Annotated in this window: 9 protein-coding genes; 3 read left to right on the top strand and 6 right to left on the bottom strand. The window is 63.4% G+C overall.

Annotated features, from left to right (window positions below; genetic code table 11):
• The first annotated feature begins 95 nt into the window (after positions 1-95).
• Positions 96-284 carry a hypothetical protein gene (locus JAB8_RS01810; RefSeq protein ID WP_139142897.1) on the top strand — a complete coding sequence of 63 codons (189 nt, stop codon included), beginning with the start codon at positions 96-98 and terminating at the stop codon, positions 282-284.
• A gap of 43 nt (positions 285-327) precedes the next feature.
• Here the strand turns inward: JAB8_RS01810 and JAB8_RS28780 are convergent, their stop codons facing one another.
• The 4 genes from JAB8_RS28780 to JAB8_RS01795 form a co-directional block, all read right to left on the bottom strand.
• Entirely contained in the window at positions 328-549 is a 222-nt protein-coding gene (locus JAB8_RS28780) for a hypothetical protein (protein WP_139142896.1), read from the bottom strand.
• A gap of 225 nt (positions 550-774) precedes the next feature.
• Positions 775-2862, bottom strand: coding sequence for a TonB-dependent receptor (locus JAB8_RS01805; protein ID WP_070223588.1), 2088 nt, complete (start codon positions 2860-2862; stop codon positions 775-777).
• Positions 2863-2960: 98 nt separating this feature from the next.
• Complete coding sequence (locus JAB8_RS01800; protein WP_070223590.1) at positions 2961-3359, bottom strand: DUF2946 domain-containing protein; 399 nt, start codon at positions 3357-3359, stop codon at positions 2961-2963.
• 180 nt (positions 3360-3539) lie between these two features.
• Positions 3540-5675: a TonB-dependent siderophore receptor gene (locus JAB8_RS01795; protein ID WP_070223592.1), complete on the bottom strand. Its 2136-nt coding sequence runs from the start codon at positions 5673-5675 to the stop codon at positions 3540-3542.
• A 245-nt stretch (positions 5676-5920) separates the two neighbouring features.
• On the opposite strand from JAB8_RS01795, the gene JAB8_RS01790 reads away from it, so the two are divergent.
• On the top strand, positions 5921-9391 hold the full coding sequence (locus tag JAB8_RS01790; RefSeq protein WP_254679419.1) for a DUF748 domain-containing protein: 3471 nt from the start codon (positions 5921-5923) through the stop codon (positions 9389-9391).
• Between the two features lie 51 nt (positions 9392-9442).
• Here JAB8_RS01790 and JAB8_RS01785 read toward each other — a convergent pair whose 3' ends face one another.
• Both JAB8_RS01785 and JAB8_RS01780 read right to left on the bottom strand, forming a co-directional pair.
• Positions 9443-10117, bottom strand: a complete 675-nt coding sequence (locus JAB8_RS01785) for a hypothetical protein (protein ID WP_139142895.1) — start codon at positions 10115-10117, stop codon at positions 9443-9445.
• A gap of 150 nt (positions 10118-10267) precedes the next feature.
• Positions 10268-12718, bottom strand: a complete 2451-nt coding sequence (locus JAB8_RS01780) for a membrane-bound PQQ-dependent dehydrogenase, glucose/quinate/shikimate family (protein ID WP_070288179.1) — start codon at positions 12716-12718, stop codon at positions 10268-10270.
• Positions 12719-13030: 312 nt separating this feature from the next.
• On the opposite strand from JAB8_RS01780, the gene JAB8_RS30100 reads away from it, so the two are divergent.
• Complete coding sequence (locus JAB8_RS30100) at positions 13031-14710, top strand: methyl-accepting chemotaxis protein (protein ID WP_071654369.1); 1680 nt, start codon at positions 13031-13033, stop codon at positions 14708-14710.
• Positions 14711-14724: the final 14 nt, after the last annotated feature.

The raw sequence follows: 14724 nt of genomic DNA, 5'->3' as shown, positions 1-14724 counted from the left end.
ATAAGTTATCTTAAAGGCAAATAAAGGAGACATTTTTTCTCTTTTCTACCGAGGCAAAAATGCGCTCCAAGAATGACAAAGTTACTGCTACGAATATGGATATCCTCGACTGCGCAAGGCAGGACGATTTGACGGCCCAAAAGGTCGAGGTCGGCATTATTTTCCAGGAAATGCTCGATACCGCCACGGCCGCCGCCTACCTGGCCAAGAACAAGGTGCCGATCGCCACCGCGCTGCGCGTGCTGACGGGCTCACGGCGAAAAAAGAGCGGAGGCGGAAGTTGATGGCTCTGCGGCCGGTGAGCGGGGAATGGTCTGCCTGAACAGCTCAGGACTTCAAGGGAGGAGGCGCCACTTCATACCAAACCCGTATCCCTCGCTCAACCTTGGCTAACGCCGTCCAGCCTCGCGTTTCCGTGATGGTTTCGATGTTGACCGGACGAACGCCGGTTTTTAACAGCCATTCATTGGCCAATACCAGCGACCGGTCCATGCCATCGGAAAGCGGACTGCCCGCAGTGGTCGAACGAAAATCTTTAAATGCGATCATGGACACCTTTTATTCAGTCAGCTTCATTTGAGCAGATAAAGCCTTCAGCCTCCGCTATCGCACCGATGTGCGCCAACGCCAGAAGCAGGCGCCAGAGAGCATAACAAATTACCGTCGAGAAACATGCGCACATTGTCACGCCCACATGGCGCTCACCGATGCGGCGATGCCAGCGTGCGCCTTCCTGCCGCATCGGTGGCAGGAAGGCGCACACTGATAGCAGGCTTAGAACTTCAGCTGCAGCCCCATATCAATCGACCGGCCCTCGGCCGGCAAGGCTTGCAGCGCCCCGCCGTTCGCCTTCAGTCCCGACAGGTACACGCCACCGAGCGGGTCCGCATACGCGCGGTTGAACAGGTTGCTGACACCGGCGCTCAGGCTGGCCATCTTGTTCAGCGCCACGCTGCTGCGCAGGTTGACGAGCGCATAGCCGCCCGTCTCCGGCTCGAAGCGGCGCACGTCGACCTTGTCCTTGCGGGCCACGATCTTCGTTTCGATGCGGTTGCTCCAGGCGCCCAGCTTGTGCTCGACGGCCAGCAAGGCGTTGAACGGCATCATGCGGTACAGGTCGCCGGCATCGCTGCGCTTTCCCCGCGTGTAAGCCGCATTGCCCGTCGCCATGAAGCGGCCCCAGCGGGCGCTGCTGGCCAGCGGCAGCTGCCAGGCCAGATTCGCGCCGTACAATTTGGCGTCGTGGTTGGCAAAGCGCAGCAAGTTACCGTTCGCGCCCATTTTCATGTACGGGTGGAAAGACGCCAGCACGTCGACGTCGATGTAATTGTCGACCTTGCTGTAATAGGGATTGACGCGCAGGAACCAGCCCTCCTCGCCGCCGCCATGCCAGTCGGCCGTGAACGCGGCCGTGTACGCCGTCTCGGGTTTCAGGTCGATATCGCCCACATAGCCGTTGCCGTCGCCAAACCAGTTGGTCATGGTCATGGCCATCGAGCCGCGGCCCCACGAGTAGCGCTCGTACAGGTTGGGCGAGCGCACCTTGCGCGCCAGCGCGAATGCATAGCTGCTGGCAAGGTCCGGCGTGAACGTCGCTTGCGCGGAGGCATCGATATTCGTGTCGCGCTGGCTGCGGCTGCGCGCATTGAAGGCCTTGGCAGCCATCACGTCGGGCATGTTCATCATGTTGGTGCCGTACGATTGCACGTCGCCCGCATCCATGCGCACGGATTCGCCACGCACGCCCAGCACGCTCGTCCAGCGCGCAGCGTGGCGCGTTTCCAGTTCGCCGAACAGCACGGTGCGGTCGCGCTTGCCGTCATTGATGTTCAGGTAGGTGCGCGGCCCCATCATCATGGAACCGGGCACGGCCGGCCAGTAATCGTCGAGGCGGAAACCGTGCCACTCCTGACCCAGGCGCAACTCGCCAGCCCCTGTCGGCAGACTGGCCATCAGCGCATAACCGGTGTTGCGGCCATGCGTAATCATCGGCATCGAACCCTTGCGCTCGGGCGTGAAAAAGCCCATTTCGTGGTCCGTCTGCTGCCAGTAGGCGCGTGCGTCCAGCACGCCCCAGGCAAATGTGCCCTGGTAAGCGAGGTTGGCGAACTGGCCATGGTTGTCTGTCATGTCCATGTACTGGTTCGGGAAACCCTGGTACGGGATGTGCTGCACGCCGGCGCGCAAGGTCAGCTGCTGACCATCGCCCTTCGCCGCCAGCACGATGGCCTGGTTGATGCTTTCAAACATGCTGCCCAGCACGGTATTGCCGTGGCCGTCTTCATAGCTGTGGCCGCGCGTGTAAGCGCCGCTGTAGCCGATGCTGAGCACGTCGCTGGCGGCCGTGGCGTGCACGCTGGTCGCCACGCTGTTGTTGACGCTGCGCCCGGACACGGCAAAGCTGCCTTGCGTGAGCAGGCCCGCGCCCGGCCGGGCGAAAACGGGCGCGTTCGATTGCACCTCGATGGTGCCGCCGATGCTGTCGCCGCCCGCGCTGACGGGGGTCACACCCGCGATCAGGCGGATGCGCTGCACTTGTTGCGGATCAATGTACGACAACGGCGCATTCATATGATTGGCGCAGGCGGACGTCAGTTCCATGCCGTCGATGCGAATCTTGAGGCGGTCATCGGCAAAGCCATTAACCACTGGCAAGCCGGACACGCCGCCGCCGGCCGCCACGCTGTAGCCGGGCGTGCTGGAGAGCATGAGCGCCGAGTCGGCGGCAGGACGGTAGCCGTCGCCTATGGCCGTGACGATGACTTTCATTTCCGGCAAAACGGTGGTGCCTGCTTCATTGTGGGTTTGCGCCACGGCGGGCATGGCGATGGCGAGGGAAATCAAGAACGGTAAATGTTTCATGGTGCTGCTTTCAGATGCTGTATAGGTAAGATGAACAGGCGCAAGCGCAACACAGCACATGGCCGCGCGGCGCAAGGCAGTTCAGGGAAAGGGACAGATCAGAAAGCGGCGGGAGGCCCACGGGGCTGGACGGGCGTCCAGGCGAACAATGGCGTGGCGGACTGGTAGAACAGCTCGGGCAGCAAGCCCGTGAGGAGCTCGCCGGAAGCGAGCACGAGGGTGGTGGGCGGTATCGACAAGGTGTCCGCATGCATGCTGCAGCAGGGGCAATCGCCCATGCGCATGCCCGATTTCTCAGGCGCGGAAGGCTCTTGCGCATCGTAGCGGGCGGGCACGGCTTGCATGCCGCCCGCCACCGAGCAGATTTCCAGGCTGGGCACGGCCAGGCCGCTGGCGACCGTCAGCGCGCGCGACACCGTAGGGGCGAGCGTGGCCAGGAAGATGGCGATACACGCGATCCACAGGACGATGCCGGCCTTGCCTTTGCTGATGAACATGGCAACATTGTATCAGGGCAAGGCCCCTGCGCACAGGGTGCAAGTCAAACCTTGCTTACAACGCCTAACAAAACCGTAGCGAGCGGAAGGGAGCTGTGGCTGAGAAGCGGAACTGTGCTTGAGCACAGTGAGCATCGCAGGCCGCAGATCACGACGCGCAGTAGGTTTTGATAGGCGTTCTTACAAATCCACCTTCATCGACAGCTTGATGGCGCGCGGGGCGCCCGACGCCAGCCGCGTGCCCGCGCCGGCCCAGTAGCGCTTGTCGGCCGTGTTTTCCACGTTCAGCTGCCACACGACGGCCTTGTTCATGACCGTGCTCGCATAGCGGGCACCCGCGCTGAACAGGCTCACGCCGCCGAGGAAGGCCTGGTTCAGGTCGTTGACGGGACGGGCGCTGTAGTAATACGCGCCGCCGTTGACGGACAAGCCGGGCACGGCGTCAAACGCGTAAGCGAGGAAGGCGCTGGCCGTGCGTTTCGACGCGTTTTCCGGCGCCTTGCCGTTGTAATCGGCGTTGATGTGCGCAAAGCTTGGGTCGAGGAACTGGGCCGACGTTTGCCACGACAGCTGGCGCGTCAGTTTGCCTTGCGTCGAGAGTTCCAGGCCACGGTAGCGCTGTTCGCCGTCCGACGTGAAGACGTTGCTGCTATTCGTGTAATAGCCGGGGCGCGTGATGTCGAACAGCGCGGCGGACAGCAAGGTGCCGCCCGGCGTCAGCCAGCGCGCACCGAGCTCCTTCTGCTTGCTCACGCCGGGCGCCATCTTGACGCCCTGGTTCACGGTGCCCGTCGGGCCCGTCTCGCCCTCTTCCAGGCCCCGCGCCGTGGACGCGTAAAACGACAGTTCGGGCGTGGCCTTGTAGATCAATGAGGCCATCGGCGTCGTCTTGCTGACGTCGTAGTGGCTGGCGCCCTGGTCGCTCTGATAACTGCTGCGGCGCACGCCGATGACGCTTTGCCACTGCGGGCTGAAGACCATGCGGTCGAGCGCGTACAAGCCCGTGTCGCGCGTCTCGAGCGCAGCCGTCGTCGGCGCCGTCGGCTTGGGACCGAACACGACATTCGTCACGGGTACGGGGCTGTACAGGTTTTGCGACGCGATCGTGTAGTTGCTCTGGTAGATAGGATCTTGCGACTTGTCCGTGCGCGAGGCGCCCAGGGTCAGTTCATGGGCAATCAAACCCGTATTAAAGTTGCCGGCCAGTTCCGCGCGCAGCAAGTCCGACGCCGTCACGCTGTGCTGGATATTGCCCGTGATGCGGCCCGCGCCCGTGGCCAGCGCCGCCGCGTTATTCAGGCGGAAGATGGCCAGGCGGCGGTCGCGCGCCGTTTCCGAGTGGCCCGCCTCCACCGTCAAGGCCCAGCCATCCGTGATGGCGTAGTCGGCGCGCAATTGCGCGTTTTTCGTCTGCGCCTCGAAATTCGACCAGTCGGGGCCGATCAAGTTGCGCGGATCGACGGCGCGCGGCAGGTTGATCACGCCTTTCACGGCGGTGGGCAAGGCCACGCCCGCCTGCTCCGTCACCTTGCGGCGGTCGTATTCCAGGTCGGATTTCAACAGCAGTTTATTTGTCACCCGCCAGTCCAGCGCCGTGGAGAGAAAGCTGCGGTTGCCATTGCCGACATGATCGAGGTAGGAACCCAGGGTGCCGCCGGCCGCGTTGATGCGCACGCCGAATTCCTGCTGCGCGCCGAAACGGCGGCCCACGTCGACATTCGCCACGGCACTGCCCCGGTCATCGAGGCTCAAGCCCATGCTGGTGACGGGCTTGCTGCCCGCCCGCTTGGTGACGAAGTTGACGACGCCGGCCGGCGACGTAAAACCGTAGTACAGGGCCGAGGCGCCCTTCAGCACTTCCACCCGTTCCTTGTTTTCCATGGGCACTTGCGAGAAATTCATGATGGGCATGGAACCGTTGAGGCGGTAATTCGTGCGGTTTTCCACGGCGATGCCGCGTATCACCAGCTGATCCCACGTTTCGCCGCCATTTTGCTGGCGCGTCACGCCCGCCGTATTGCGCACAGCATCGTACAGGCCGGACACGGCTTGCTGCTCCAGCAATTCGCGCGTGATCACGTTGACGGTCGACGGCACGTCCATGATGTTGGCGCCGCGAAAGCTGCCCGCCTCCGTCGTGACGGGCACCAGGCCTTGCGCGCGGGCGCCCGTCACTTGCACGGCTTGCATGACTTTCTCATCGCCAGCCGTCAGATCGTCCTGGCCGCTGGCGGCATGGGCCGCATGGGAAGCGAAGGCCAGCGACAGGGCCGCGGCGACTGGAAGTAAGCGGGTGCGGGGAGAGACGACAGACATGACATCGGGCTTTCAATGAGAAAATATGTACGGATGGAAACTTACGGTTAGCGCGCATGATACCGATAATGAGAATCATTATCAAGTAAGAGTGGGTTTGTGTGAGTTTTACAGGAGAAACAAGGCCACCCTGGCGCCTGTTATCACTTGAACACGTTTGGATTTTGCAGACGAGGCCGCAAAGAGGCATACTGACAGTCACGGCGTGCAGGATGTGCCGCCCAACAAGATCAAAAGGTAAGTTCGTGAACACAATCGACAACAAAAGCGTGCAGACGAAAACATTTCGCTGGAAACGCTGGCAGCGCTGGGCCGTCGGCACCGGCTGCGTCCTGGCCGCCTACAGCGCGGCCGGTTTCTGGCTGGTACCCTACGTCATCAAAAACCAGCTGCCCAAATTTGCAGAAAAAGAACTGGCGCGCCAGGCCAGCATCGCCGACGTGCGCTTCAACCCGTTCACCTTGCGCCTGGAAGCGGACCAGATCGCTTTCAAGGAAGCGGCCAGCGCTGGTGGCCAGAGCGGCGCGCCGCTGCTGTCCATCGGCGCGCTGGCCGTGCAACTCGAATGGAAATCCATCGTGCGCCGCGCCTGGAGCCTGGCGGAAATCCGCATCACGGCGCCGCAGGCGCAGTTGACCATCACGCCGGACGGCAAGTTCAACCTGGCCGAAGTGCTGGCCACCTGGCAACGCAATCATCCGGACAAGAGCGACGGCGGCATGCCGCGCCTCGTCATCGGCCACTTTGCGCTGGAGCAAGGCAAAGTGGACTGGCAAGACCAGAAGGCCGGTTATGCGGACAACTTCACGCCGATCAACTTTACACTCGACAATATCTCCACCCTGCCCGATGCCAACGGCAGCTACAGCCTCAGCGCCGACGCGGCGCGCGGCGGCAAGCTGCACTGGCGCGGCACGGCCTCGCTGAGCCCGATCCGGGGCGAAGGCGAGTTGATACTGAACGACGCTTCCCTGCCCGGCCTGGCCGCGTATTTGAAGGCGTACACGCGGGCGACGGTCACCAGCGGCAAGCTGTCGGCCCGCCTGCCCTACGCCTTTTCCTATGCCGACGGCACGCTGCAAGCGACCGTCAAGGGCGCGGGCCTGGCCTTGCGCGACCTGGCGCTGGTGCAAGACGGCAAGGGCGCGCCATTTACATCACTGGACACCCTGGGCATCGCCGGCGTGAACGTGGACCTGGCGCGCCAGAATGTCACGGTGGATAAAGTCAATCTGTACGGCGGCAAGGTGGCCGTGCGGCGCGACAGCAAGGGCGAGATCGACGTGGCGAACCTGGTGCTGCCGGGCAATCCCGCCCCCGCAGCATCGGTCACCGCCGCGCCAGCCAAACCTGGCAAGTGGAAGGTGGATTTAAAACAGCTGGCGCTGGCCAATGTGGACGTGTCCGCCATCGATGAAACCGTCTCGCCTGCCCTGCAATTGAGCGCCAGACAGTTGCAACTGCAGCTGCAGCTGGGCATGCAGCAGGGGCCAGCGGGCATGGCGACCGTCATCGACGGCGCCAATTTCAGTCTGGCCGATCTGGCCATGCAGCGCGGTGCGCAAACGCCGTTCAAGCTGGCCCAATTGGGCTTTACGGAAGGCAAGGTCGACCTGGCGGCGCATACCGTGCACCTGGGCGCCGTGACGGCCAGCGGCGCGCAGATCGACCTGGCGCGCAACCGCCAGGGAGAGTTTGCGATTGCGCAAAAGCTGCCCGTGTTTGCCTCCGGCAAAGCCGACGCAAGCAAGGAAGCGCCATCCGCGCCCTGGTCCACGACGGTAGACAAGGTGGAACTGAGCAAGTTCGGCGCCCGTTTCGACGATGCGGGCACGGGCATCAAGGGCACGCTGCAGGATGCGCGGCTGTCGCTGCACAAGGTCAGCAACGACATGAAGCAGGCGCTGCCGTTCGAGCTGGGCGTGGGCCTGCGCGAAGGCGGCTTGCTCACGGCCAACGGCAAGTTCGTGCCGGGCACGGGCGCCGTCGATGCGCAGCTGAACCTGAAACAGCTGACCCTGGCGCCCGTGCAACCGCTGCTGGCGCAGCATCTGAAACTGAAGCTGGCGGGCGGCTCGCTCTCCGGCAGCGGCCGCCTGACGACGGGCGGCGGCGCGCCGAAAGCGCCCAAGGTACGCTATGAGGGCGGCGTGGATATCGCCGGCCTCGTGCTCAATGAAACGGATGGCAAGCGTTTTGCGTCATGGAAAAGCGTGCGCACCGACAAGCTGACGGCCAGCGTGGGGCCCGATTTTGTCGACATCCCCGAGCTGCGCGTGGTCGAACCGAATGCGCAGCTGATCATCGAAAACGACCGCAGCCTCAATGCGCAGCGCCTGCTGGTGAAGGCGCCGGAGCCGGCGCAAGCCCCAGTGGCGGCCAGCGCGCCCGCCGCTACGGCAGCGCCGGACGCCGCTTTCCCCGTGCGCGTGCGCCGCGTGCGCCTGCAGAATGCCAAGCTGGACTTTGCCGACCTGAGCCTGCGCCCGCAGTTTGCGGCGAAGATCTATGAATTGAACGGCGTCGTCACGGGCCTGTCGACGAAGCGCGATGCGCGCAGCCAGATCGAACTCGATGGCCGCATCGACGAATTCGGCCTGGCCCGCGTGCGCGGACAATTAAATCCCTTCGCCCCGACCGACAACACGGACTTGAACGTGGTCTTCAAGAACGTCGACATGGTGTCCGCCTCGCCGTACACGATGAAGTTCGCCGGCTATAAAGTGGCGGAAGGCAAGATTTCGCTGGACTTGCAGTATAAGGTGCGCAACCGCCAGCTCGACGGCACCAACCAGATTGTGCTCGACAAGCTGACCCTGGGCGAACGCATCGACAGTCCGGACGCCCTGAAGCTGCCGCTGGAATTGGCGCTGGCCATCCTCAAGGATAGCGACGGGCGCATCGACCTGGGCCTGCCCGTGTCGGGCGACATGAACGATCCGCAATTCAGCTATGGCGCGCTGATCTGGAAAGCCGTCGGCAATGTGCTGACGAAAATCGTCACGGCGCCGTTCCGCGCGCTGGGCAACTTGCTGGGCATCAGCGCCGACAAGCTGGAATCGATCGACTTCGATGCGGGCAGCGCCGTGCTGCTGCCGCCCGAGCGGGAAAAACTCAAGCAGGTGGCGCAGATCCTCGCCAAGCGCGAACAGCTGAAGCTGGCCGTGCCGGGCCAGTACAGCGACACGGACGGAGCCGCCCTGCGCGCCCAGGCCGTGCGCCGCGCCGTCGCCGCCAAGGCCGGCATCAAGCTCGAAGCGGGAGAGGAACCGGGACCGTTGAATCTGGGCGAACGCAAGATACGGGGCGCCCTGCGCGAGCTGTACGGCGAGCGCTTCGGCAAGGCCGAGCTGGACAAGCAGAAAAAGGCGGCGGAATCAACTGCGCCTGCCCCAGCGGCGGCCTCCGCCAACGCTTCCGCACCGGCGGCGGCCAAGATCCCCGTCTTCCAACGCCTGGGCAAGCTGATCGAGGGTGAGCCGCAAGTGGCCGACACGGGAGCGTTCTACAACGGCTTGCGCGAACAGCTGGAAGCCAAGCAGCCCCTGCCTGCCGATGCCTTGAATAAACTGGGTGCCCAGCGCAGCGCGGCGATTGTGGCTGCCCTGCAGCAGGACGGCACGCCGGCGGCCAGGGTCAGCGCGGGCGCGCCGGAAAAAACGGAGGCCACGCCGGGCAAGCTGGTGGGCTTGAAGCTGGGATTGGCGGCACAATAAAATCTGGGGTCGGACCCTCAGGGTCCGACCCCAGCATTTTCGCGGTATTGCTTAAGTACCCAATGCTTTTGCTCGCTTGGGCTGATATTGTTGACGATCAAATCCGCTGACATCAAATTCAAATACAGGTGCGCCTTCCTGAAAAATATCCACGGCAATGCGTACTCTTTTCGCTTTTTGCAGTTTCCCCAGGAATTTCTCATAATTGCGGAAGAAAATCGTATCTGAACTATTATCAGCAGGCGCCGCCGCGGAATAATTGACGGGCTTTTCATCATCAAATCTCACCAGCACCGTGCAATCCTGATAGGAGGGGCATAATATCTGCCCCTTTCTGATCGAAAAGATCACATCTTTACCTTGACGGTATCCTGCCCGCAAAGTCAATTTGGCGTTTTGCAATCCGCTGTAGGGGAAGTCAAAATTGACGGCATTGGTGCTATACACGTTGGCAAAATAAGTCGTGCCGCCATCCATCTTGTCTTCGTTCACATCATAATTCCACTGCTTTCCCGTCACGGCCATGTCGGCGGCGGCACTTGCCGCTGGCGCAGAGGCCGCGGCTACGGGAACTGAAGTATTTTTTGCCTTTTCAACCGCCAGCTCGGCTTCCAGCGTGGCGATCTTTTTATTCGCCGCGTCGAGTTCGGCATTCGGTGCTTTAGGAGAACAAGCGCCAATGGAAAGTAGTACTGCTGTCATTACCGAAAAGGTCGTCGTGTTCATTGAATAAGTCACAGGATAGGCGATATGAGTCCGGTCCCGAGTCTAACAAACGACATTATTATAAGCAACATGCAACTTTAAAAACTCGCCAGCCCGGCAATTAATTATGCTGCGCTGCCACCAGCAGTGGCGGCACCGCAGCGAACTTAATTACTTCCCTTTCCCCGCCTCCTTCACGGCCTCATCCGGCAAGGCAAACGCCACCAGGCTGTCGCCCATCTTCGTGCCCAGCGAACCGTGGCCGCCGGCCATCACCACCACGTACTGCTTGCCCGTCTTGTCGGAGACATAACTCATCGGCGTGGCCTGGCCGCCGGCCGGCAAGCGGGCTTTCCATACAGTTTTGCCGTTGCGCACGTCGTAGCCGCGGATGTAATAGTCGAGCGTGCTGCTGAGAAAGGCCACGCCGCCGCCCGTCGTGCTGATGCCGCCCAGGCTGGGCACGCCCAGCGGCAAGGCGATGGGCACGGGGGCGCTGTCGCGCGTGGTGCCGTTTTTGTGCATCCACACTTTTTTCATGGTGCGCAGGTCGACGGCGGCGATATAACCCCACGGCGGCGCCTGGCACGGGAAGCCCAGCGGCGACAGGAAGGGCTTGATTTCCACGGCAAACGGCACGCCCGTCTGCGGCTGCAAGCCCATTTCCGTGCCCGTGCCGCCCGGCGCATTGGCTTGCGCGCGCGGCACCAGGCGCTCGAGGAAGCCCATGTAATCGGGATTGACCAGCAGCAGCTGGCGCACGGGATCGACGGCCGCCCCGCCCCACTCGAAGATGCCCAGCGGGCCGGGCGAAATGATGGCGCCCTTGATCTTGCCTTCGGCCACCGTCTGCGGCGTGAACGGCCCTTCGTAGCGGTGCTGGCGGAAGATGATGCGGCAAGCGAGCTGGTCGAACGGTGTCGTGCCCCACATATCCGTTTCGCTGATGTGCTTCTCGGGCAGGAACGTGAGCGCCGAGAACGGCTGCGTGGGCGAGAGGCGGTCGCCAGGGGCCGCGTTGGCGGTCGGCACGGGTTTTTCCGGCGCCGGCACGACCAGGCTGCCGTCGCGCCGGTCGATCACATAGATGTCGCCCCGCTTGGTGGTCGCCACCACGGACGGCACCTTGCCTTTCGACGTATCGATGTCGACCAGGGTCGGCTGGCCGCCGATATCCATGTCCCAGATATCGTGGTGCACGGTCTGGTAGACCCAGCGCACCTTGCCGGTGGCCAGGTCCAGCGCGACGATGGCGCTATTGTATTTCTCGCCATGCGGATTGCGGTTGCCGCCCCACGTGTCGGGCGTTTCATTGCCCATCGGGATGTACACCATGCCCAGCTTTTCATCGACGCTGGAGACGCCCCAGGAATTCGGTGAATTGTTGGTGTAGGTCTTGCCATCGGCAATCGGTGCCGTGTCGTCGGGGTTCGAGGCATCCCAGTTCCACATCAGCTTGCCGGTGACGGGGTCGTAGCCGCGAATCACGCCCGACGGCTCTTCCGTGGAAAAATTGTCGGTCACGCTGGCGGCCATCACCACCACGTTTTGCGCCACGGCCGGCGGCGAGGTCGGCATCAAAAAGCCCCGCTTCTTCATGCCCATGCCGTGGTACAGGCCGATCACGCCGTTTTCGCCAAAGCTTTTGCACGCTGCCCCCGTATCGGCATTGACGGCGATCAGGGTCGCATCCATGGTCGGCGCGAAGATGCGGCGCGGGCACTCCATGCCGGCCGCCTCGGGTGCAGGGTCGTCCTTGGCGCGGCCCGCGTTGACGTCCCAGTAGGCGACGCCGCGGCAGATCATGTGCTGGTAGCTCGACGCGTCGCGGTTGATCTTCGGATCGTGGCGCCACAGTTCCTTGCCCGTGTCCGGATCGAGCGCGATGACGATGTTATGCGGCGTGCACAGGTACAGCATGCCGTTCACTTTCAGGGGCGTGACTTCGTTGGCGATCTCGCCCGGGTCGTTCGGCCCCTTGAAGTCGCCCGTGTGGTACACCCACGCCTGTTTCAGCTGCGCCGCGTTGGCCGGCGTGATCTGCGCGGCCGGCGCATAGCGGTCGCCATAGCCGGAGCGGCCATACGCGGCCCAGTCGTTGGGCGCCACGCCCGGCGCGAAATCGCCTTGCGGCGCGGCCGCCATGTTCTCGGCCGGCACTTCGCCATGCAAGGTGTAATAGTCCTGGAACAGCGAGAACACGCCCACGGCGGCCGTCAGCACCACGGCCGCCGTCAGGGCGCTCTTGCCCGCGTCGCGCGGTTTGGCCCCGGCCGTCAAGGGCGGATCGAGGCGGCGGTCGACGAACGGCAGCAGCAGCCAGACGGCGGCGGCGAACCAGATATCGAGGCGCGGCAGCAATTGCCACCAGTCGAACTTCACTTCGATGACGGACCAGATCAGGGTGGCGAACAGCAGCAGCGCGAGAAACAGCTGGGCGCTGCGCCGCCCCTTCCACACGAGCGCGCCCGCGACGAGCATGCCGATGCCGGCCACCACGTAATACCAGGAACCGCCGAGGCTGACGAGCCAGGCGCCGCCGCCGGCAAGCGCCAGGCCCAGCAAGATGAAGATGACTGCGGTGATGACAAGCAAGGGTCCAGGCCGGGCAGAGGCAGTCATGATGCTCCTTTACAAGAGTCAGTCGGCGGCACGCGCCTGCGCACCGTATTTGATTGCAATCAAGCAAATCCCATTTTTTCACCAATCGGCAAAGCGTGCCACACGCGAGAACGCGCGCCGCGTGCCGTGTGGCTTTTTATACACGAGCTGACCGTCGAGCCAGCCACAGCAGTACGATTTTGATGAAAATCATTGAATAAAATAAATTAACAACAAATTTCTCGAATAAAACGAATTTTTATCGTAGAATGAAAAAAACACTGAAACCAACCACTTTTTCTTGCATTTCACTTCACTGGAGCGGCGCCCATCATGACCATCGCTAAACGGCTGTACGCATTGATTCTTTCCGTAGTCCTCGGACTGGCCGCTCTGGCGGGTTTTGGCATTTACCAGATGGACCGCGTGTACACGGCGGCCAGCTATGCCACCGTCAACACAGTGCCCAGCCTGCTGACATTGAACCAGGCTTTCGTGCCGTTCGCGCAGATGCGCACGGCCGTCTGGCAGCACATGGCCAGCAAGGATGCGGCCGGGCGCGACAAGCTCGAAGCGGGCATCAGGGAAGCGCGCGCGGCGGTGGGCAAGGCGCTCGACCAGTATGAAAAAGACGATGTCACCGACGAGCAGGACCGCGCGCTGCTGGCCGCCGACCGTGCCGTGCTGGCGCGCTACGACACGGTGCGCGACAAGGTGCTGGCGCTGTCGAAGGCGGGCGAAGTGGACGCGGCACGCGACTTGCTGATGGAAAACCAGCCCATCATCAAGGAACTGGTCGACGCCCTCGCCGCCCACCACCGCTACAACGAAAACGTGTCCGCCAAGGGCGCGGCCGATGGCGCCGCCGCCGCCGCCAACGCGCGCTGGATTTCCATCGGCCTGGCCCTGGCCGTGACGGCGCTGGTGGCCGGCATGGGTCTGCTGCTGGCGCGGCGCATCGCCGCTTCGCTGGCCAGCGCCATCGACGTGGCCCGCACCATCGCGGGCGGTGACCTCAGCGTGCAAGTGAACACCGCGTCAAACGACGAGGTGGGCCAGCTGATGAAGGCCATGGCGGACATGAGCGCGAGCCTGGTACGCATCGTGGCCGAAGTGCGTTCCGGCACGGACAGCATCAGCACCGCATCGGGCCAGATCGCGGCCGGCAACCTGGACCTGTCGGCGCGCACGGAGCAGCAGGCCGGCTCGCTGGAAGAAACCGCCTCGGCCATGGAAGAACTGACGGCCACCGTGCGGCAAAACGCGGACAACGCCCGCCAGGCCAAGCAAATGGCCGTCAGCGCCTCGGACAAGGCGCAGCGGGGCGGAGCAGTCATGGACGACGTGATACGCACCATGGAAGCGATCGACAGCTCGTCCAACAAGATCGCCGACATCATCAGCGTCATCGACGGCATCGCCTTCCAGACCAATATCCTGGCCCTGAATGCGGCCGTGGAAGCGGCACGCGCCGGGGAACAGGGGCGCGGCTTTGCCGTCGTGGCCACGGAAGTGCGCAACCTGGCGCACCGTTCGGCGGCCGCCGCCAAGGAAATCAAGGTACTGATCGGCGATTCCGTGGAACAGGTCGAACAAGGCGGCAAGCTGGTGCGGCAGGCCGGCGCGGCCATGACGGAAGTGGTCGACACGGCACGCGGCGTCACCGACATCGTCAGCGAAATCTCGGCCGCCAGCGCGGAACAAAGCACGGGCATCGAGGAAATCAACCGCGCCGTCACGCAGATGGATGAAGCCACGCAGCAGAATGCGGCCCTGGTCGAGGAAGCGGCGGCCGCATCGCAATCGCTGCAGGAGCAGGCGGCCAAGCTCGCTGGCGTGGTGGGCGCCTTCAAGCTGGCGCCAGGACAGGCCGGCGCGGCGCCGCAAGCGCCAGCCGCGCGGCGGCCCGCACAGCACAAGGCGGCGCTCAAGCTGGTCGCCACGCGGCCCGCAGGCCAGGCCAGAGCCGCGGCACCGGCCACCGCCGACGCGGGCGACTGGGACGTCTTTTAGGCCCGCCATCCCGC

The organism is Janthinobacterium sp. HH106, assembly GCF_001758725.1.
Classification (GTDB): Bacteria; Pseudomonadota; Gammaproteobacteria; order Burkholderiales; family Burkholderiaceae_D; genus Janthinobacterium.
The sequence above is the reverse complement of the archived record's forward strand: the minus strand, read 5'-3'. Positions and strand labels throughout refer to the sequence as shown.

Bases quoted from the DNA above. Each gene is read 5' to 3' on its own strand.
- JAB8_RS01810 (WP_139142897.1), top strand. From the start codon at position 96: ATGGATATCCTCGACTGCGCAAGGCAGGACGATTTGACGGCCCAAAAG.
- JAB8_RS28780 (WP_139142896.1), bottom strand. From the start codon at position 549: ATGATCGCATTTAAAGATTTTCGTTCGACCACTGCGGGCAGTCCGCTT.
- JAB8_RS01805 (WP_070223588.1), bottom strand. From the start codon at position 2,862: ATGAAACATTTACCGTTCTTGATTTCCCTCGCCATCGCCATGCCCGCC.
- JAB8_RS01800 (WP_070223590.1), bottom strand. From the start codon at position 3,359: ATGTTCATCAGCAAAGGCAAGGCCGGCATCGTCCTGTGGATCGCGTGT.
- JAB8_RS01795 (WP_070223592.1), bottom strand. From the start codon at position 5,675: ATGTCTGTCGTCTCTCCCCGCACCCGCTTACTTCCAGTCGCCGCGGCC.
- JAB8_RS01785 (WP_139142895.1), bottom strand. From the start codon at position 10,117: ATGAACACGACGACCTTTTCGGTAATGACAGCAGTACTACTTTCCATT.
- JAB8_RS01780 (WP_070288179.1), bottom strand. From the start codon at position 12,718: ATGACTGCCTCTGCCCGGCCTGGACCCTTGCTTGTCATCACCGCAGTC.
- JAB8_RS30100 (WP_071654369.1), top strand. From the start codon at position 13,031: ATGACCATCGCTAAACGGCTGTACGCATTGATTCTTTCCGTAGTCCTC.